Origin of the sequence: Marinobacter suaedae, assembly GCF_030519635.1 — a bacterium.
Taxonomy (GTDB): domain Bacteria; phylum Pseudomonadota; class Gammaproteobacteria; order Pseudomonadales; family Oleiphilaceae; genus Marinobacter; species Marinobacter suaedae.
In genome coordinates, this window is record NZ_JAUMIS010000002.1 from 870,795 (window position 1) to 888,791 (window position 17,997).

15 protein-coding genes are annotated in these 17,997 nt (G+C 57.7%); 3 read left to right on the top strand and 12 right to left on the bottom strand.

Annotation, left to right across the window (positions count from 1 at the left end; all coding sequences use genetic code 11):
• Positions 1-15: 15 nt before the first annotated feature.
• Entirely contained in the window at positions 16-408 is a 393-nt protein-coding gene (locus tag QVZ43_RS12840; RefSeq protein WP_302910244.1) for an acyl-CoA thioesterase, read from the bottom strand.
• A gap of 216 nt (positions 409-624) precedes the next feature.
• Here QVZ43_RS12840 and QVZ43_RS12845 point away from each other — a divergent pair, with 216 nt between their 5' ends.
• Complete coding sequence (locus tag QVZ43_RS12845; RefSeq protein ID WP_302910245.1) at positions 625-2,466, top strand: sensor domain-containing diguanylate cyclase; 1,842 nt, start codon at positions 625-627, stop codon at positions 2,464-2,466.
• Positions 2,467-2,474: 8 nt separating this feature from the next.
• Here the strand turns inward: QVZ43_RS12845 and QVZ43_RS12850 are convergent, their stop codons facing one another.
• Positions 2,475-3,245, bottom strand: coding sequence for a ferredoxin--NADP reductase (locus tag QVZ43_RS12850; protein WP_302910246.1), 771 nt, complete (start codon positions 3,243-3,245; stop codon positions 2,475-2,477).
• Positions 3,246-3,413: 168 nt separating this feature from the next.
• On the opposite strand from QVZ43_RS12850, the gene QVZ43_RS12855 reads away from it, so the two are divergent.
• Positions 3,414-4,295, top strand: coding sequence for a LysR family transcriptional regulator (locus QVZ43_RS12855; protein WP_302910247.1), 882 nt, complete (start codon positions 3,414-3,416; stop codon positions 4,293-4,295).
• A gap of 1 nt (position 4,296) precedes the next feature.
• On the opposite strand, the gene QVZ43_RS12860 is transcribed toward QVZ43_RS12855, so the two are convergent.
• Entirely contained in the window at positions 4,297-4,902 is a 606-nt protein-coding gene (locus QVZ43_RS12860) for a MiaE family protein (RefSeq protein WP_302910248.1), read from the bottom strand.
• A 195-nt stretch (positions 4,903-5,097) separates the two neighbouring features.
• On the opposite strand from QVZ43_RS12860, the gene QVZ43_RS12865 reads away from it, so the two are divergent.
• The gene (locus tag QVZ43_RS12865) at positions 5,098-7,692 is read left to right on the top strand and encodes a bifunctional aconitate hydratase 2/2-methylisocitrate dehydratase (RefSeq protein WP_302910249.1); all 2,595 of its coding nucleotides are present in this window, start codon (positions 5,098-5,100) and stop codon (positions 7,690-7,692) included.
• A gap of 67 nt (positions 7,693-7,759) precedes the next feature.
• Here the strand turns inward: QVZ43_RS12865 and QVZ43_RS12870 are convergent, their stop codons facing one another.
• From QVZ43_RS12870 to pabC, 9 genes are all read right to left on the bottom strand, one after another.
• Positions 7,760-8,752, bottom strand: coding sequence for a zinc-dependent alcohol dehydrogenase family protein (locus tag QVZ43_RS12870; protein ID WP_302910250.1), 993 nt, complete (start codon positions 8,750-8,752; stop codon positions 7,760-7,762).
• Positions 8,753-8,777: 25 nt separating this feature from the next.
• Positions 8,778-9,524, bottom strand: a complete 747-nt coding sequence (locus QVZ43_RS12875) for a sulfite exporter TauE/SafE family protein (protein ID WP_302910251.1) — start codon at positions 9,522-9,524, stop codon at positions 8,778-8,780.
• Between the two features lie 12 nt (positions 9,525-9,536).
• Positions 9,537-11,684, bottom strand: coding sequence for a TRAP transporter permease (locus tag QVZ43_RS12880; protein WP_302910252.1), 2,148 nt, complete (start codon positions 11,682-11,684; stop codon positions 9,537-9,539).
• Between the two features lie 2 nt (positions 11,685-11,686).
• Positions 11,687-12,694, bottom strand: a complete 1,008-nt coding sequence (locus tag QVZ43_RS12885; protein WP_302910253.1) for a TAXI family TRAP transporter solute-binding subunit — start codon at positions 12,692-12,694, stop codon at positions 11,687-11,689.
• A gap of 216 nt (positions 12,695-12,910) precedes the next feature.
• On the bottom strand, positions 12,911-14,401 hold the full coding sequence (gene putP, locus QVZ43_RS12890) for a sodium/proline symporter PutP (protein WP_420890929.1): 1,491 nt from the start codon (positions 14,399-14,401) through the stop codon (positions 12,911-12,913).
• 248 nt (positions 14,402-14,649) lie between these two features.
• Positions 14,650-15,429, bottom strand: a complete 780-nt coding sequence (locus tag QVZ43_RS12895) for an AraC family transcriptional regulator (protein WP_302910659.1) — start codon at positions 15,427-15,429, stop codon at positions 14,650-14,652.
• 40 nt (positions 15,430-15,469) lie between these two features.
• On the bottom strand, positions 15,470-16,105 hold the full coding sequence (tmk, locus tag QVZ43_RS12900) for a dTMP kinase (RefSeq protein WP_302910255.1): 636 nt from the start codon (positions 16,103-16,105) through the stop codon (positions 15,470-15,472).
• Entirely contained in the window at positions 16,102-17,172 is a 1,071-nt protein-coding gene (gene mltG, locus QVZ43_RS12905) for an endolytic transglycosylase MltG (protein WP_302910256.1), read from the bottom strand. The genes tmk and mltG overlap by 4 nt, the downstream gene beginning before the upstream one ends.
• A 5-nt stretch (positions 17,173-17,177) precedes the next feature.
• The gene (gene pabC, locus QVZ43_RS12910; RefSeq protein WP_302910257.1) at positions 17,178-17,996 is read right to left on the bottom strand and encodes an aminodeoxychorismate lyase; all 819 of its coding nucleotides are present in this window, start codon (positions 17,994-17,996) and stop codon (positions 17,178-17,180) included.
• Position 17,997 lies beyond the last annotated feature (1 nt).

The following is a 17,997-nucleotide window of genomic DNA, read 5'->3' on the forward strand; positions in this document are numbered from 1 at the left end:
CGCAAGGACAAAGCCTCAGGCAACGAGGTGTTGGACGAGTTTTTCACGAATATCATCCGGGATCGGCAGCGCTTTTTCGTTGGTGTAATCGAAATGAATCATTACCGCCGTGCCTCGGGCAATCTGCTTGCCATCCTGCCATGCCTCCTGAACGACATTGAACGATGAATTGCCAATCTTGCCGATGCCGGTCCGCACCTCCACCGGCATGTGCCAATAACTCTGGGCCAGCAGATCCAGCTCGATCCGGGCGATGATGAGCGGCCAGGTTTTCACATCCAGATTCGGGTGAAAGATCTCAAAGATGGGCTTGCGTGCCTGCTCAAACCAGACAGGAAAGGCGGTATTGCTGATGTGACCCAGGGCGTCGGTATCACAGAAACGGGGCTCAATCTCAAGCTGAAACATAACGACTCTCCAGACAGTCAAAGCGCACCATCATACACGCCTTCCCCCCCACAAAGAGCCCTCCCTTGGGCTAATAAACTGCGGCCGAACCTTACCAACAACACTTTGTAAACTTTAAAACTTTGTGTAATTTCGCGACCGAACTGACTAACCGAGTCGAAACTGAATTAGGATACCCACCTATTGATTGTGGAATCTCAGGCCTAAGGCCTTCGAATGAAAAATAATAAACGATCCGGTTGTACGTTTTTTACCTGCGTTCTATGGGCCCTGCTGTCCCTCATAGCGCCCTCCCTCCACGCAGGAGAAGTCATTATCAGCAACCCAGACTTCGACTCTCTGGCGCTCGGCCTCCGGAGCGATGTTCTTGAGGATCCCTCCGGCATACTGCAATTTGCAGCACTTCAGAACAATCAGCATCCATGGAGACCGTTGGGAGCCAAGGATCTACCACCACAATTCACATCGAGCGCTTTCTGGCTTCGAGTCAGCCTTTTGAACCAAACAGGCCAGAGCCTGAATACCATTCTGGATTCCGGCAGCGTATTGGTGGATTACCTGGATTTCTACGTCGTCCGGAGTAATGGGTCGACCGAAGTCGTTCTAACGGGTGATCGCCGCCCCTTCCATAGCCGGCAGGGAAAAACCCGTACCGTGAGTCAACCACTGGAAATTGGGCCCGGCGAGCGGGTAACCATTTTCATGCGACAAACCACCCATGACGGACTGCATGAAACGCTCACGCCCACGCTCCGGTCACCCGAGGCCCATGACGCCCAACTGCAAAAAGATGGCATGGTATTTGGCTTTCTCTTCGGGACGTTGGGAGCCTTGATGCTCTACAACCTCTTTCTCGCCGTCTTCACAAGACAACCAGGCTTTTTACGGTATGTACTTTTAACGTCCGGTATTCTCGCGTGGGGCTTTGTTTTCCGTGGCTATGCTTTTCAGTATCTCTGGCCCAACTCTCCCGACCTGAACAACCAGATTCTGGCCGTCATTGCCTTGCTGAGCCACGCCGCATTCAGCCTTTTCGCAATCGGGTACCTGAATGTCAGACAACTCACGCCTCGCTGGCTGTATCTCGCCAACTGGATACCGGTAGCGCTCAACTCGCTGCTGATTATTCTTCCTTTGCTGGGCTACTACGCCCTGTCCTTTGCCAGCTGGTTTGTTGCCGGCACACTCACTCAAATTATTGTCGTAGCCACCAACTTGCTGCTGATAAGGCAGGGGTCGCGTCCGGCTCGATTTTTTATCGTGGCCTACGCGGCATTGGGTGCCGGAACTACCATCTACTACCTGCACCTGCTCGGCTTGATGGCCCCTAATTTTCTCACCGAGTACGGAATTCAGATTGGAGCGAGCCTGCAGGTTCTGCTGCTCGGCATAGGTCTTGCGGACCAGATGAACACCCTCAAAGCGGAAAAACTGAAAGCAGAGCAGACGGCACGTTCGGCCCAGCTGGCACTAAACAGTAAACTGACAGAAGAAGTCAGGCTCCGCACCATGGAGCTTGAAGATTTGAATCACAAGTTGAGCGAGCTGTCGATCACCGACGAACTGACCGGCTGTTTCAACCGCCGACATTTCAATCAGGTCCTCGAAGAAGAACTTGCCCATCACCAGAGGCAAGACTGCCCCCTCGCCTTCTGCATGTTCGACCTCGACAATTTCAAGACGTACAACGACACCCACGGTCACCAGGCAGGAGACCGGGCGCTTCAGCAGGTAAGCCATCACTTGCACGAAGTCCTGAAACGGAAGAAAGATCTGCTGTTCCGACTGGGAGGCGAGGAATTTGGTGTGCTGCTGAACATGGATCAGCCCATCGACAAGGCAGTGCCCTTTGTCGAGCAACTGCGTCAGGCCATTGCCGACCTCGGCATACCCCATAAGGCCAATCCGGACGGCGTGATAACCGCCAGTTTCGGACTGATCATGCTCAAACCCGGCTCAGCCATCAGCACGCCGACAGAAATCTACGCCAAGGCAGATGCCCTTCTTTACCAGGCAAAATCCGAAGGCCGAAACCGGGTTGCCTACGCCATTACTTGAGGCCAGGATCACTGCTCTACAAACGCCCGCTCAATCACGTAGTGCCCCATGTCACCGCCACGAGCTTCCTTGAACCCCATATTGTTCAGAATGGCGCAGGTGTCCTTCAGCATGCTTGGGCTTCCGCAGATCATGAAGCGATCATTATTGACGTCAAAAGCTGGAAGCCCCAGGTCCCGGGTAATTTTCCCGGTTTCCATGGCATCGGTCAGACGCCCCTGAGTGCGGAATGCCTCCCGGGTCACAGTGGGATAATAGAGAAGCTTACCGTCGACCATTTCACCAAAGAACTCATTCTTGGGCAGCTCTTCAATTTCATCCTGATAGGCCAGTTCTGACACGTATCGGACACCGTGAGTGAGAATGACCTTATCGAAGGCCTCATACACTTCCGGGTCCTTGATAATGCTCATGAATGGCGCAAGACCGGTGCCAGTGCTGATCAGCCACAGGTTCTTGCCCGGCAGAAGGTTGTCCAGCACCAGAGTCCCGGTTGGTTTACGGCTGACCAGAATCTGGTCGCCGACCTGGATCTTTTGCAGGCGGGATGTCAGCGGGCCGTCAGGTACCTTGATGGAAAAGAACTCAAGCTCTTCTTCGTAATTGGCGCTGGCGATACTGTAGGCGCGCATCAGCGGCTTGCCATCGGTTTCCAGGCCAATCATCACAAAGTGGCCGTTCTTGAAACGGAAACCAGGATCCCGGCTGGTCTTGAAACTGAACAAAGTGTCGTTCCAGTGATGGACGCTGGTGACGGTTTCTTTCATCAAATTGCTCATTTACGCCTCGTGCCTGTCCGGATCGCTTATCGCGAAAGAGTGGTAACTTTCAATTGCGTAAAGTTTAACCCACCGCTAACCTATCCATAAAATGGGATATTCACATAACCTTATTCGCTTTTTTCGATATAAAGCGATTGAAAAGCGCCAATAACCAACAGGTACTCCATGAGATACAGCTTCCGGCAACTTGAAGTCTTTCTGGCCGCTGCGCATTTCCAGAACATCACCCGGGCTGCCGAATCCCTGGCCATGTCCCAGTCAGCCGCCAGCAGCGCCCTCAAGGAGCTCGAAAACCAGTTCGATATCCAGCTGTTTGACCGGGTTGGCAAGCGCTTACAACTGAATGAACTGGGCCGCCTGTATCGCCCGAAAGTCGAAGCTGTGCTTGCCCAGGCCAATGAGCTGGAGCAAGCGTTCAGCAAGCATTCCGAGGTGGGAGCCCTGAAGGTCGGCGCAACGCTGACCATCGGCAACTACCTGGCGGTTGGGGTCATGGCACAATACATGAGTACACCAACCCACCCAAAGGTGTCGCTGGAGGTCGCCAATACCCGAACGATTGCACAACGGGTCAGTGACTTCGAACTCGACATCGGCCTGATCGAAGGCGAGCTGCACTCATCGGAGCTGGAGGTACTGCCCTGGCGGGACGACGAGTTGGTAATTTTCTGCTCTCCGGATCACCCACTGGCCAGCAAGAAAAACCTGACAGACAACGATCTGCGTGAGGCTACCTGGATTATGCGCGAGCAGGGCTCCGGCACCCGCCAGAGCTTTGAGCGGGGCATGCATGGGCTGCTATCGGACCTGAACATTCTGCTGGAACTGGAGCACACCGAGGCCATCAAACGAGCCGTGGAGAACAACCTGGGGATTGGCTGCCTGTCTCGCGTGGTGCTGGAAGACGCCTTCAAACGAGGCAGCCTGGTGGAGCTGACGGCGCCGGAGCACCGCCATTTTGACCGCCAGTTCTATTTCATCCTGCACAAACAGAAATACCGCAGCGCTGGCATCGATGCCTGGATGGAGCTGTGCCGCCAGCTATGAGTCAGTTCACCGGCCCACTGTGGAAACGGAATTCCGCATCAGGCTCGGTGATCAGACGATGTTCCACCGCCAGAAACTCCGCCACTCGATCATCGACCGCACCACCGTTGGCCTGTTCTGCCAGTTTCAGATAATCCTGATAGTGCCGCGCTTCCGACTTCAGCAGGCTGTTATAAAAATCAGCCAGCTTATCATCAAGGTGCGGAGCCAGTGCAGCAAAACGCTCGCAGGAACGCGCCTCAATGATTGCCCCTACGATAAGCACATCCACCAGTCGGCCCGGATCCTCGGTGCGAACCAGCTCCCGAAGGCCGGCCGCATAACGGGCTGGCGTCAGGTGGTCGTAGGTCACCCCGCGCTTTTTCATGATCGCCAGCACCTGCTCGAAGTGACGCAGCTCTTCTCGCGCCAGCCGGGACATCTTGTTCAGCAAATCGGTGTTATCCACATAGCGGTACATCAGGCTCAGCGCCGTCGATGCCGCTTTTTTCTCGCAGTGGGCATGGTCGATGAGCAACAGGTCCTGATGGGCCAGTGCGTTATCAATCCATTGCTGCGGAGTCCTGCAAGGCAGGAAGTCGTGAATCTCTTGAAGTGCTGCGCTCATTGTCATTCCCGGGCGATCTAACAGGGTGCGGGAGTATAACGCACATAGCAGACCAGTCCGACCGCTGTCCAACTTAACTTTATAAGGGGTTTCCTATAGAATGCGGCGCCAGTTTACGGCTTTTCTGCCATATAAACTCCCGCCGGGCATGGCTGCTCCGACTGCGGGACATTCCAACTGATGAGGGTCCAAATCGTGTTAGAAGCTTATCGTGAACACGTTGCCGAACGTGAAGCCCTGGGAATTCCTCCCAAGCCCCTGAATGCGGAGCAGACCGCGGCTCTGGTTGAGCTGCTGAAGAACCCGCCCGCAGGCGAAGAGGAAACCCTGGTTTACCTTCTCGAAAACCGTATCCCGCCAGGCGTGGATGAAGCCGCTTATGTGAAGGCCGCTTTCCTGACCGCCATCGTTAAAGGCGAAGCCACCTCTCCTCTGGTGGACAAGCAAAAAGCGGTTGAGCTTCTGGGCATGATGCAGGGCGGCTACAATATTGCCACCCTGGTGGATCTGCTGGACGACGCCGAGCTGGCTGAACTGGCTGGCAAGCAGCTGAAGAAAACCCTGCTGATGTTCGACGCCTTCAACGACGTGAAGGAAAAAATGGACGCCGGCAACGCGGTGGCCAAGTCCGTGATGGAATCCTGGGCCAACGCCGAGTGGTTCACCAACAAGAAAGCCGTACCCGAGAGCATGAAGATGGTCGTGTTCAAGGTCACCGGCGAAACCAACACCGACGACCTGTCTCCGGCTCCGGATGCCTGGTCCCGTCCGGACATCCCTCTGCACGCCCGCGCCATGTACAAGATGGAGCGTGACGGCCTGACTCCTGAAGAGCAAGGCGTCACCGGCCCGATCAAGCAGATCGAAGAAATCCAGTCCAAGGGCCTGCCGGTTGCTTTCGTAGGTGACGTGGTAGGTACAGGTTCTTCCCGTAAGTCCGGCACCAACTCCGTACTGTGGTACTTCGGTGAAGACATCCCGGGCGTGCCCAACAAGCGTGCCGGCGGTGTCTGTATCGGTAACAAGGTTGCCCCAATCTTCTTCAACACCATGGAAGACGCTGGCGCCCTGGTTTTCGAGGCACCGGTCGACAACATGAACATGGGCGATGTGATCGAAATCCGTCCGTACGACGGCAAGATCCTGAACGAAGCCGGCGAGACCATCTCCGAATTCGGATTCAAGTCTGACGTGATCCTGGACGAAGTTCAGGCCGGTGGCCGTATCCCGCTGATCATCGGTCGTGGCCTGACCAACAAGGCCCGCGAAGCACTGGGTCTGGGCGCTACGGACACCTTCCGTCTGCCGAAGGATCCGGAAGCTGGCACCAAGGGCTTCACCCTGGCCCAGAAGATGGTTGGTAAAGCCTGCGGCCTGGAAGAAGACCAGGGCGTTCGTCCGGGCACCTACTGCGAGCCTGAGATGACCACCGTTGGTTCCCAGGACACCACTGGCCCGATGACCCGTGACGAGCTGAAAGACCTGGCCTGCCTGGGCTTCCAGTCTGACCTGGTCATGCAGTCCTTCTGTCACACTGCGGCTTATCCGAAGCCGGTTGACGTTGAAATGCAGCACACCATGCCGGACTTCATCCAGACCCGTGGCGGTGTTGCCCTGCGTCCGGGTGACGGCATCATCCACTCCTGGCTGAACCGCATGCTGCTGCCGGACACCGTCGGTACCGGTGGTGACTCTCACACCCGTTTCCCGATGGGCATCTCCTTCCCGGCCGGTTCTGGCCTGGTAGCTTTCGCAGCCGCGACCGGCGTTATGCCGCTGGACATGCCGGAATCTGTTCTGGTTCGCTTCAAGGGCGAAATGCAGCCGGGCATCACCCTGCGTGATCTGGTACACGCGATTCCGCTGTACGGCATCAAGCAGGGCATGCTGACCGTTGAGAAGAAAGGCAAGATCAACGAGTTCTCTGGTCGTATCCTGGAAATCGAAGGCCTTGAGCACCTGACCGTTGAGCAGGCGTTCGAGCTGTCTGACGCTTCCGCTGAGCGTTCCGCAGCTGGTTGTACCATCAACCTGTCTGAAGAGTCCGTTGCCGAGTACCTGCGCTCCAACATCACCATGCTGCGCTGGATGATTGCAGAAGGCTACGGCGATCCGCGTACTCTGGAGCGTCGCGCCCAGAAGATGGAAGAGTGGCTGAAGGATCCGAAGCTGATGCGTGCCGACAAGGACGCAGAATACGCTCACGTGATCGAAATCGACCTGGCCGACATCAAAGAGCCGATCGTGTGCTGCCCGAACGATCCGGACGATGCCAAGTTCCTGTCCGAAGTGGCTGGCGACAAGGTCGACGAAGTGTTCATCGGCTCCTGCATGACCAACATCGGTCACTTCCGTGCCGCTGGTAAACTGCTTGAGCAGCACAAGGGCGCCCTGAGCACCCGCCTTTGGATGTCTCCGCCGACCAAGATGGACCAGGCGCAGCTGATGGAAGAAGGTTATTTCAACACCTACGGCACCGCCGGTGTTCGCACCGAGATGCCGGGCTGCTCCCTGTGCATGGGTAACCAGGCACGTGTAGCGCCGAAGTCCACCGTTCTGTCCACCTCTACCCGTAACTTCCCGAACCGCCTGGGTGATGGTGCCAACGTGTACCTGACCTCTGCGGAACTGGCTGCGGTAGGCGCGGTACTGGGTAAACTGCCGAGCCCGGCAGAGTACATGGAGTACGCGAAGGACCTGAACAGCATGTCGAAAGAGATCTACAAGTATCTCAACTTCGACCAGATGGAGGAGTACACCAAGAAAGCGTCTGAGGCGACTGTCGCTTAAGACCTTTCAGGGTTAACCCTCGAAAACGCCAGCCTCCGGGCTGGCGTTTTTTTATGGCCGCAAGAACTCAGCGTTCGAGCAGAATCTTGCCCACCGCCTGGCCCGACTCGATCAGCCGATGGGCTTCGCTGATCTCGGTAAACCGGAACCGATGACTGTCCAGCAGTGGCTTCACCCTGCCCTGCTCCAGCAGGTCACACAGAGCCTTCACCAACCGTGGCTGATCGTCCATGCCTATACCGTGCAGCAGCGCGATGGAGCGGAAAATCACGTGCAGGGTCAGGCTCTTGGCGTGCATCAGACTGAGATCGTGGCTCGAGCGGGTATTGATCGAGCAAAGACGTCCATTCACCGCCGCAGCCTCGATGGAGCGGTCCAGGTTCACGCCTCCAACGGTGTCAAACACCAGGCTGAAGCCCTTGCCGCCGGTAAGTCTCTGCTTGTACTCCTCCACCGTCTCATCCTTGTAGAAGATGATGTCGTCAGCACCCAGATCCCGGGCCAGTTCGGCTTTTTCTTCGCTGGACACCGTGGTTGCCACTCGGGCGCCCATGTACTTGGCGATCTGGATGGCGACGTGGCCCACCCCGCCGGTGCCGGCATGAATCAGCACGTGCTCTCCGGGCTGGATCTGGGCCCGATCCACCAGGGCGCTCCAGGCAGTCAGGAACACCAGCGGTAGAGCCGCGCACTCGTTCAGTGGCAACCGCATCGCGGGAGTGCGCTTACCCAGCACGCGCGCATCAGCAATCATGTAATCGGCCAGGGCACCCTGCCAGCCCTTCACTCCGCCGGCACAGCCAAAGACCTCATCGCCTTCGGCGAAGCCGGTCACCCCCGGCCCGAGCTTGTCAACGATGCCGGACACATCACCATTCAGGGTCGCCGGCATGGCCGGGCCGGTCTTGACCAGCCCGGAGCGGATCTTGGTTTCCAGCGGATTGACACTGGAGGCCACCACCTTGATGCGAACCTGGCCCTCGGCCGGTTCGGGGGTGTCCACCTCACGCTCGACGAACACCTCCGGGCCGCCAAACTCTTCAATAACCATTGCCTTCATTGTTATACACCTCACTCGTCGAACATCAGTACAGAATCAGTCGCAGTAGAATGGCCACCACCATGACCAGAGTAATGGCCTTGACCCAGCGCGCGCCCTGCTTGCTCATATTGACCCGGGTAGCCACAAAGGCACCGGTGACATTGCCAACGGCGAGGGTCAGCCCCACGCTCCAACGTACCTGGTCGTTAAAGGCGAACACCAGCAGCGCAGCGAAGGTAAACGGCAGCACGATGGACACCTTGAGCACGTTTACCTGGCGCAGGTCGATCTTGAGCATGTGGTAAAGCACCACGATGAACAGCACCCCGACCCCCACCTGGATGAAGCCGCCATACATACCCACGAAAAACATCGCCAGGTAGATGACAGGGCTCAACCGCTCGGTGGTCAAAGGTCGGGTATTCAGGGATGGCTGAGGCAGCAGCATGAATACCGACGCGCCAATCATTGCCGACACCAGCACCATCTCAAACACGGCGTCCGGCACCCAGGTGGCAACCCAGGCCCCCAGAAGCGATCCCAGGATCGCCGGAAACGCCAGGTACAGACTGACCATCAGGTTGCCGTGGCCCATACGGTAGAAGCTGCCCACGGCGGTTATGCTCTGCAGGGTAATCGCCACCCGATTGGTGCCGTTCGCCACCTGGGGTGGTAACCCAAGGAACATCAGCAGTGGCAGCGTCAGCATCGAGCCTCCCGCCGACAGCACATTGATGAAGCCGGCGATGCCACCCAGCGCAAGCAGCGCCAGAACCTCGATCAGGGTCATAGTCGGGTTCCGTTACGTGACGGCTGGCCGGGACAGTCGCCCACTCTGGCGGCTGCTCCACACGAACGCGATGATGAAAATCACCAAACCGGTGACGTCCAGCAGGACCTGACCATGGGGCCACAGCATAAGCAAACCAATGGGGAACATCAGCACCCGAACCGCTGGGTTTAGCGGATGCTCCAGGTAGCCTTCCAGCCCGGCGACGATGGCGTAGATGCCCAGCAGCGCGAAGCAGAACACCTGCAACATCTGGTCAAAGTCGCCGGTAATCAACGGGGAATAGGCGAACAGCATAGGCACGATGTACAACCCCTTGGCCAGCTTCCAGGCGGTGAAACCGGTGCGCATCTGCGGTGTGCCGGCAATGGCCGCCGCGGCAAAGGCAGTCAGGCACACCGGGGGCGTCACGTTGGAATCCTGGGACAGCCAGAAAATGATCATGTGTGCCGCCACCAGTGCCATGGACAGGATGGCCGGCGACAGCGCCTGCTCCAACAGCTGATTGCTGAAGGTATCCGGCACCGACGCCAGCAATTGCTCGGCGGTGGCACGGTCCATCGGCGCATTCAGCAACTCCAGCTTGTCCGGCGCCACCAGCATGAAGATCGACTTGGCCTGCTCCGGCAGGTTGCCGTTCATCACCATATCCAGCAATTGGCTCTGGGCAATCAGATTGTAGATGGCCGGCGCAGACAGCGTCGCCAGCACGATATAGGCTGCGGTCACCGGCAAACCCATGCCAAGGATCAGCGACGCCAGCGCCACCAGTATGATGGTGATCAGCAGGCTGCCTCCGGCCCAGTCGGCAATCATGATCGAGAAGGTATTACCGATACCGGTGGTAGACACCACCATCACGATAAGACCAACGGTGATCAGCAGAATGGCCGTGGTGGTGATATTCCGGGCCCCCATAACCAGTGCGTCCAGGATGTCCTTAGGCCCCATCGGATGCCTGGACAGCCAGGACGCCACAATCACCGACAGGATGGCAATGCCCGCCGCGTAGGTTGGCGTGAAGCCGTAGACGAGGGCAGCCACCAGGACCACCAGCGGCAACAGAAAGTGCCAGCCGTCCTTGAGCACCTCTTTCAAGGTGGGCGCGTCATCATCTTCCAGTTTGATGGCGTGGCTGCGCTTGGCCTCGATCCGGACAAACATAGCGACCGACAGGAAATACAGCAGTGCCGGCAAGGCCGCGACCGAAATAATCGTCAGGTAGGACACCTGGGTGTAGGACGCCATGATAAAGGCCCCGGCCCCCATCACCGGTGGCATCAGCTGGCCACCCGTGGAAGCGGCAGCTTCGACTCCTGCGGCGAAACGCGGCGGAAAGCCGGCCTTGCGCATCAGAGGAATGGTAATCACGCCGGTAGACACGGTATTGGCGACACTGGAGCCTGAGACCGAGCCCATCAACCCGGACGAGAACACGGCAACAAAGCCCGGCCCCCCGACAAACCGGCCAGCCGCGCAGCGGGCCAGTTCAATGATGAAATCCCCGGCACCGGATTTCACCAGGAAAGCCCCGAACAGGATAAACATGAAAACGTAGGTCCAGGAGATGCGGGCGATGGACCCGAGCATGCCCTGCCCCCCGATGTAGGACCGGAACAGGACGGTCTCCCAGGTCAGGCCCGGGAAATTGAAAATGCCGTCCACATATTGCCCCCACCAGGCCACATAGGACAGCGCCAGAATACACAGTACCGGGATAAACCAGCCCACGGTGCGGCGGGCGAATTCCAGTATCAGCAAGACGGCAGCAATGGAGAAAATCCAGTCCGCGGTGCTGAAGGTCACACCACGCTCATACAACGCGTTCTCGAACAGCATCAGGTAGACGGCACAGGCCAGCGCGGTCAGCCCGAGCACCACATCCACACCCAGCACCAACCGCTGGCCGGATACCGAGCGCGCCTTCAGCATTGGCGTGGTTAACGCACAGATAAGACCGAACAGGCCAAAGTGAAGCGCCGATGTCCACAGCTCCGATAGCGTGGACACCGTGTTGAAATACAGGTGGATCAGCGAGGTGGCGATGGCCAAACCAAAAATCACCGGCCCTAACAGCCGGTGATCAAGGCGCTCGCTGGCATCGCTCGCGCTTTCGTCGCGAACCTCAGACAGAGGTTCGCCCGTTGATGGCTCCGCCACGATTACTCCGCAATCAGTCGCTCAGGGATCTCAAGGCCCTGTTCACGGTAGAAACGGGCAGCCCCCGGATGCAGTGGCATGGGCAGGCCGGCAATCGCCTTCTCCAGGGCCATCGCCTTGGTGGCCGGATGGATGTTGTTCAGGAACGGCAGGTTGGCATAGATCGTCTTGGTGATCTGATACACATCCTCCTCGGAGACATCTGCACGGACCGCCATAATGTTGGGCTGGGCGATGGTGTTGATGTCCTTGTCCTGGTTCGGATAGGTGCCGGCCGGAATGGTGTACGGGGTCCACAGCTCAAAGTCACTGTTAACCTCCGCCAGCTGCTCGGCGGTGAAGTCCAGGGTGGTGATCTCATCACCCAGGTTAGCGTAGGCACGGGTCACGGCCGAGGCCGGCACACCTGCCGGAATGTTCATGCCGTCAATGTTGCCATTCTGCATGGCATCGGCACTGGGGCCGTAGCCCAGGTAGGCAAGGTCCACCTGCTCGAGATCGACCCCCAGCTTGCCCAGGATAAAACGGCCAGAGCCTTCAGTGCCGGAATTGCGGGCACCGATGGAGAAGCTTTCATCGTACAGGTTGGTCATATCGGAGATGGTGCCGGACTCAACCATGGAGTTGCGGACTACAAAATGCTCGACGTTCTGCCACAGCATGGAGACCGAGCGCAGGTTCTTGTAGGGCTTGGCCACAGGACCGGTGCCGTTCCAGGCGTAGGCGCCGTAAAGACCCTGCAAGATGCCGAACTGGATCTGGCCTTCATCCATGAGTTTCAGATTTTCTCCGGAACCGGCGGAGCTGATGGCCGACACCGAGATGTTGGTCTGCGGCTCCAGCTTGACCTTCACCAGGGTGGAGATGGCCACACCAACGGGGTAGTAAGTGCCGCCGGTGGTCGCGGTACCCATGACGTAATTGCCTTCGGCCTGAAGGCCAGAGGAAAACGATACGGCGGCGGCTGCGACCACCCCCAGAGCAGTCCTGCTCAGACTCTTGGTATTCATAAGCCTTAATCCTCAAATGGTTATAGTTATTTCGGGACACGTCCTACGTCTTTATCACGTTAGCGGTTTGGCGAAACGACTGCCAGCCACAAGGTCACGGCTTCGACTTATGTATAACACCGGGTTGCCGGGCAAAAAAAAGCCCCCGCCATTGCTGACGGGGGCTTTTAAGGTTAGCGGCCGAAACCCGGTAGTCACCGGGCTCGGTCCCACCGCTTACGGCAGGTTGTGATAGCGGGCCTTGATGGCCTTATCAAAACCTTCCAGGATCTTCGCATGCGGCTCGTCACCAAACTTGGAGACAACCACGATCGCAATGGTGGCGAACAGGAAGCCCGGAATGATCTCGTACAGGTCCAGGATACCACCGGACATGTTGCCCCAGATCACAACGGTCGCACCACCGACAATGATACCGGCCAGGGCGCCATTGCGAGTCATGCCACGCCAGAACAGCGACAGGATCAGCGCCGGACCGAATGCGGCACCAAAGCCTGCCCAGGCGTAGGACACCAGCTCCAGAACCTTACTGTCCGGATTCAGGCCGAGGATACAGGCGATGATGGCAATACCCACCACAGCAAGACGCCCAACCCAAACCAGCTCTTCCTGGGACGCCTCCTTGCGGAACAGCGCCTTGTAGAAGTCTTCAGCCAAAGCTGAAGAGGACACCAGTAGCTGGGAATCCGCAGTACTCATGATCGCCGCGAGGATCGCAGCCAGCAGGATACCGGCGATGACCGGGTGGAACAGGGCATCCACCAGCAGCATAAACGCACGCTCACCGTCTTCCAGCGGGGTTTCAAAATAGCCAATCGCCGCAAAGCCACACAGCAGTGCGCCCAGCAGACCCAAACCACTCCAGGTAACCGCAATGCGGCGGGCAGCCGGTACGTCGTCTTCGCTACGGATCGCCTTGAAACGCGCCAGGATGTGGGGCTGACCAAAGTAGCCCAGACCCCAGCCCAGCAGAGACAAAATAGCCAGAACACCCAGTGCATTACCGTCAGTATCAGTCCAGGCATCCAGGAACTCGGGGTTCTTGGCTTCCATGGCCGCGGTCGCCGCGCCCCAGCCACCATCGGCGTTGATTGCCATGATGGGCACCAGCAGCAAGGCTGCAAACATCAGCAGGCCCTGAATAACGTCGGTCCAGGTAACCGCCAGGAAACCACCGAAGAAGGTGTAGGAAACCACCGCAATGGTGCCCACGATAACCGCCACGGTGTAGTCCAGGCCGAACACCGTCTCAAACAGCTTGCCGCCTGCAACCAGGCCAGAGCTGGTGTAAAACAGGAAAAACATCAGGATGAAGAAGGCACAAACCACCCGCAGGATGCGGCTGGTATCGTGAAAACGGTTCTCGAAATAGGACGGCAGAGTCAGGGAATCACCGGCAGCCTGCGAGTAGGTACGCAGGCGGCTGGCCACAAACAGCCAGTTCAGCCAGGTACCTGCCAGAAGACCAACAGCAATCCAGATGGCCTCATAGCCGGCGGCATAGGCGTAGCCCGGAAGGCCCAGCAGCAACCAGCCACTCATATCGGACGCACCGGCACTGATCGCCGAAGGCATCGGACCAAGACTGCGGCCACCGAGGATGTAGTCCGACAAGTTAGATGTGCGTTTCCACGCCACATAGCCAACACCCAGCATCAACAAGATGTAGGCGATAAACGTGATACTTATTCCAACACTATTTCCAATCATTTTGGTTTTCTCCCCATGCGCTAGTCTGGGTTGTGTTTTTTGTTGGCATTCAAAGGGCTCTCCGCCTGCGCCCTGGTGACAAACAGGACGAGAGGGACAACCAAAGAACGGCCACCCGTGGGTGACGCGTATCCGACATCCTGAAGTTTCAGGACCGACTAACTTACTGACTCATGCAAAACCGGGGGTTACAAAATCCTACGATTCTTTTGCGAAATTTTCCCAAAAGCCGGTAACCCACGGAATCAGGCTGCTTTTTCACCAAATCGCAATTTTGTCGGGGTCGTTCCCCGCTGCTTTCGCAGGGCATTCGTTAATGCACTGTGGGATGAAAATCCCGTGTGATAGCTGACTTCCGAAACGGAAAGGGATGAGGACACCAGCAGCTTGGCCGCCTGATCCAGGCGAGTCTGCAGGATAAACTGATGAGGAGTCACACCGGTCGCTGCCCGGAATAATTCATGAAACCGACTGACACTGAGGCAGGCAACGCCCGCCAGGTCCTTGACGGTGATTTTTCGATGCAGGTTCTCGAGGATGTATCGTCGGATTGCGCCGGGCTGTATGACCTTGCGATGAACCGGAGCCTCCCGGTTTTCACTGAGACGATCGGCCATACAGTGCAGTATGCTTGCTGCCAGATGCCGCTGCATGGGCATGTTGGCGGGTGAACGATCGATTTCCCCAGCGGCGAACTGAACCAGCCCCTGCATTTTGCTGTCCATGACCAGGGTTCGCGGGCGCTCGAATAATGGCGCGAGAGATTCGTAATCACCGTGAGCGGGAGAGCTGAGCTGTGGCAGTTCCGGATCCAGATTAATCACAAGCACATGATTCTGGCTGTCACCGCAGTAATCATGGGTCGCCTCCGTCGGTACCAGGCACGCATTCCAGGTATCGAGGCGAGAACCGGTCCCTTCAACATTAAGGTCAGCGGTACCCTGGACACCTACGACCACCTGATGATGTTCATGGTGGTGCTTATGAGCGGCAACCGGCAATTTCACCAACTGGGCATCAAGCATAGACGTCACGCAACCCCAAATTCAGAGAATATGGTTGAAATTAAAGCAGATCAGCGTGGAACTTGCACATCAGGTCCCTAACCTGAGTCGTGACGGTTTCCAGTGGTGAGCTCGCGTCAACAATGTGATAACGGCGAGGATCGTCACCGGCCCGGCGACGGTAGGTGTCGCGAATTCGCTCGAAAAAGGCCACCGCCTCCTGCTCGAAACGGTCAAGTTCGCCGCGTTTTCGAGCCCGGGCCATACCCGTTTCGACGGGCGCGTCCAGAAGCACAACATGATCCGGTCGGACCTCTCCCTGCACCAGGGTTTCAAGCTGGGCAATCCTGTCTTCGCTCACACCCCGGCCGCCGCCTTGATAGGCAAACGTGGCATCGGTGAAACGATCGCACAACACCCACTGTCCGCGCTCCAGAGCCGGCAATATCCGGGTGTATAAATGCTGGGCCCGGGCCGCAAACATCAGCAGGAGTTCGGTGGTTTCATTAACAGGCTCGTCCCGCGGGGCCAGCAACAACTCCCGAATCGATTCCGCCATGGGCGTTCCGCCCGGCTCCCGGGTCTGAATGAAATCCACTCCCAGAGACTCAAGCGTGGCGGCAGCATTGGCCAACTGAGTGGACTTGCCTACCCCTTCGGTGCCCTCAAACGTAATAAACAGCCCGCGCTGACTCATCCTGCGTCTCCGTTAGCACCGTCATCCTCTTTCTGGACTGCGGGTGAAGAACGGTAATCCTCCCGACGATTGAGCTGAAACTCGCGAACGGCTTTATTATGTTCAGACAAGGTGCGGGAAAACTTGTGGGTGCCATCACCACGGGCAACAAAATAAAGCGCTTTGCCATCATCCGGATTCAACGCTGCGTGAATGGCACCGCGCCCCGGCAGGGCGATGGGTGTTGGCGGCAGGCCGTTGATGCGATAGGTGTTGTAGGGCGTGTAAGCCCTGAGGTCACGGCTTCGAATCCGGCCCTCATAGTTGTCACCCATACCATAAATGACGGTGGGATCTGTCTGCAGGCGCATTCCCTTCTGCAAGCGGCGCACAAATACGCCAGCGACCTGCTCACGCTCATAGGGAACGCCGGTTTCCCGCTCAACAATGGACGCCATGATCAGTGCTTCGTAAGGCGTGTCGTACGGCAATCCCTCTTCTTTCGCTTCCCATTCCTCGGCCAGTACCTCAGTCATGGTATCGAACGCCCGCTGCAGCAGGTCCAGATCCGACTCTGAGCTGGTGAACAGGTACGTATCCGGGAAAAAACGGCCCTCAGGGTGCTCACCTTCGGCACCCACTGCTTCCATGATCTGCTCATCGGACCAGTCTGTGGTGAGCTTCTTCAATCGGTCGTGACTGGCCAGGGCTGCCCTCATATCGGCAAAGGTCCAGCCTTCGATAAACTGCACAGACCAGTGCTTGGTATCGCCGGATACCATGGTCGCAAGCATCTCACGGGCAGTCATACCCGGAGTAAACTCATACTCACCAGCCTTGACCTGGGCCTCCTGGGGGAAAAGGCGACCATGAATACGTAACCACAAGTCTCGCTCCACCAACCCTTCCTGCTCCAGTTGACGAGCAACCTGGGCAAATGCGGTTCCCTTTGGAACATTGAACAGAACGGGCTCATCCAGAGCCACGGGCTGCTCGAGTGTGTCTAACCCCTGCCATAGCCACAGGCCGGTTCCGGTGGCGGCCAGGACGGCCGCGCTGAATACGCCGATAAGTAACTTCTTGAACAAAAGCTTTATTCCAGTAGATCGTTAGGGTCGAAGATTGTCGCAAGCCCGCCATACACTGGCAACTGGTGGTCTGCAACCTGACTGACCGGTACCACGCCCAACACACTGTTCAGCAGGAACAGTCCCCTGCACTTCGGGCCTGACACATCGGAAGCCGCGAGATGACGCTCCTCAACAGAATCGCCCTGAGTTCGCAGGCGCTCTAGAATCCATTCTCGCAGCACACCAGCAACCGCCAAAGAGGCTTTGGGAGGGCTAACCCAGCCGGAATCAAACCGGGCCAGAAGGTTGGTACGGGTGCCTTCAATCAGGTGGCCATGCCCATCGAGCATCAGCATTTCAAACCGATCGCCCTGAATGTCCCTGGCTGCCATCACCTGTTCGAGACGATTCAGGGTTTTCATGCCCGCCAGGAAAGGGTTCACAGTGAGTGTTACAGGGGAAAAGTCCACGCAAACGCCGGCGGAATCAGGTTGCGCCGGCAATGCCGACGCCGAAGCCAGCACATGGGGCTGACTCTTGGCATCCGGCTGGTAGCCACGCCCCCCTGCCCCCCGGGTGAGCATCAGCTTTAGGATCCAACCATCGCCCTTGAAGGCGTCCGAGTAACGCTCGGCTGCCGCTCGGCAGATGTTGTCCAACTCCGATCGCGACACCGGGATACCAAGCCGGCCGGCATCCCGCGTCAGACGATCAACATGGCGGCCGAGCAGGACACCCTGCCGGCCCCGCATGCGGATGGTTTCAAACAGCCCGTCGCCGTAGGCAAGCCCACGATCATTGGCCGGCAGGCCGCCCTCATCTGCCCAGAACAGCTTGAGCATC

Excerpts from the sequence above, each read along its gene's own strand:
- QVZ43_RS12840 (WP_302910244.1), bottom strand. The coding sequence starts at position 408 with ATGTTTCAGCTTGAGATTGAGCCCCGTTTCTGTGATACCGACGCCCTG.
- QVZ43_RS12845 (WP_302910245.1), top strand. The coding sequence starts at position 625 with ATGAAAAATAATAAACGATCCGGTTGTACGTTTTTTACCTGCGTTCTA.
- QVZ43_RS12850 (WP_302910246.1), bottom strand. The coding sequence starts at position 3,245 with ATGAGCAATTTGATGAAAGAAACCGTCACCAGCGTCCATCACTGGAAC.
- QVZ43_RS12855 (WP_302910247.1), top strand. The coding sequence starts at position 3,414 with ATGAGATACAGCTTCCGGCAACTTGAAGTCTTTCTGGCCGCTGCGCAT.
- QVZ43_RS12860 (WP_302910248.1), bottom strand. The coding sequence starts at position 4,902 with ATGAGCGCAGCACTTCAAGAGATTCACGACTTCCTGCCTTGCAGGACT.
- QVZ43_RS12870 (WP_302910250.1), bottom strand. The coding sequence starts at position 8,752 with ATGAAGGCAATGGTTATTGAAGAGTTTGGCGGCCCGGAGGTGTTCGTC.
- QVZ43_RS12875 (WP_302910251.1), bottom strand. The coding sequence starts at position 9,524 with ATGACCCTGATCGAGGTTCTGGCGCTGCTTGCGCTGGGTGGCATCGCC.
- QVZ43_RS12885 (WP_302910253.1), bottom strand. The coding sequence starts at position 12,694 with ATGAATACCAAGAGTCTGAGCAGGACTGCTCTGGGGGTGGTCGCAGCC.
- QVZ43_RS12895 (WP_302910659.1), bottom strand. The coding sequence starts at position 15,429 with ATGCTTGATGCCCAGTTGGTGAAATTGCCGGTTGCCGCTCATAAGCAC.
- tmk (WP_302910255.1), bottom strand. The coding sequence starts at position 16,105 with ATGAGTCAGCGCGGGCTGTTTATTACGTTTGAGGGCACCGAAGGGGTA.
- pabC (WP_302910257.1), bottom strand. The coding sequence starts at position 17,996 with ATGCTCAAGCTGTTCTGGGCAGATGAGGGCGGCCTGCCGGCCAATGAT.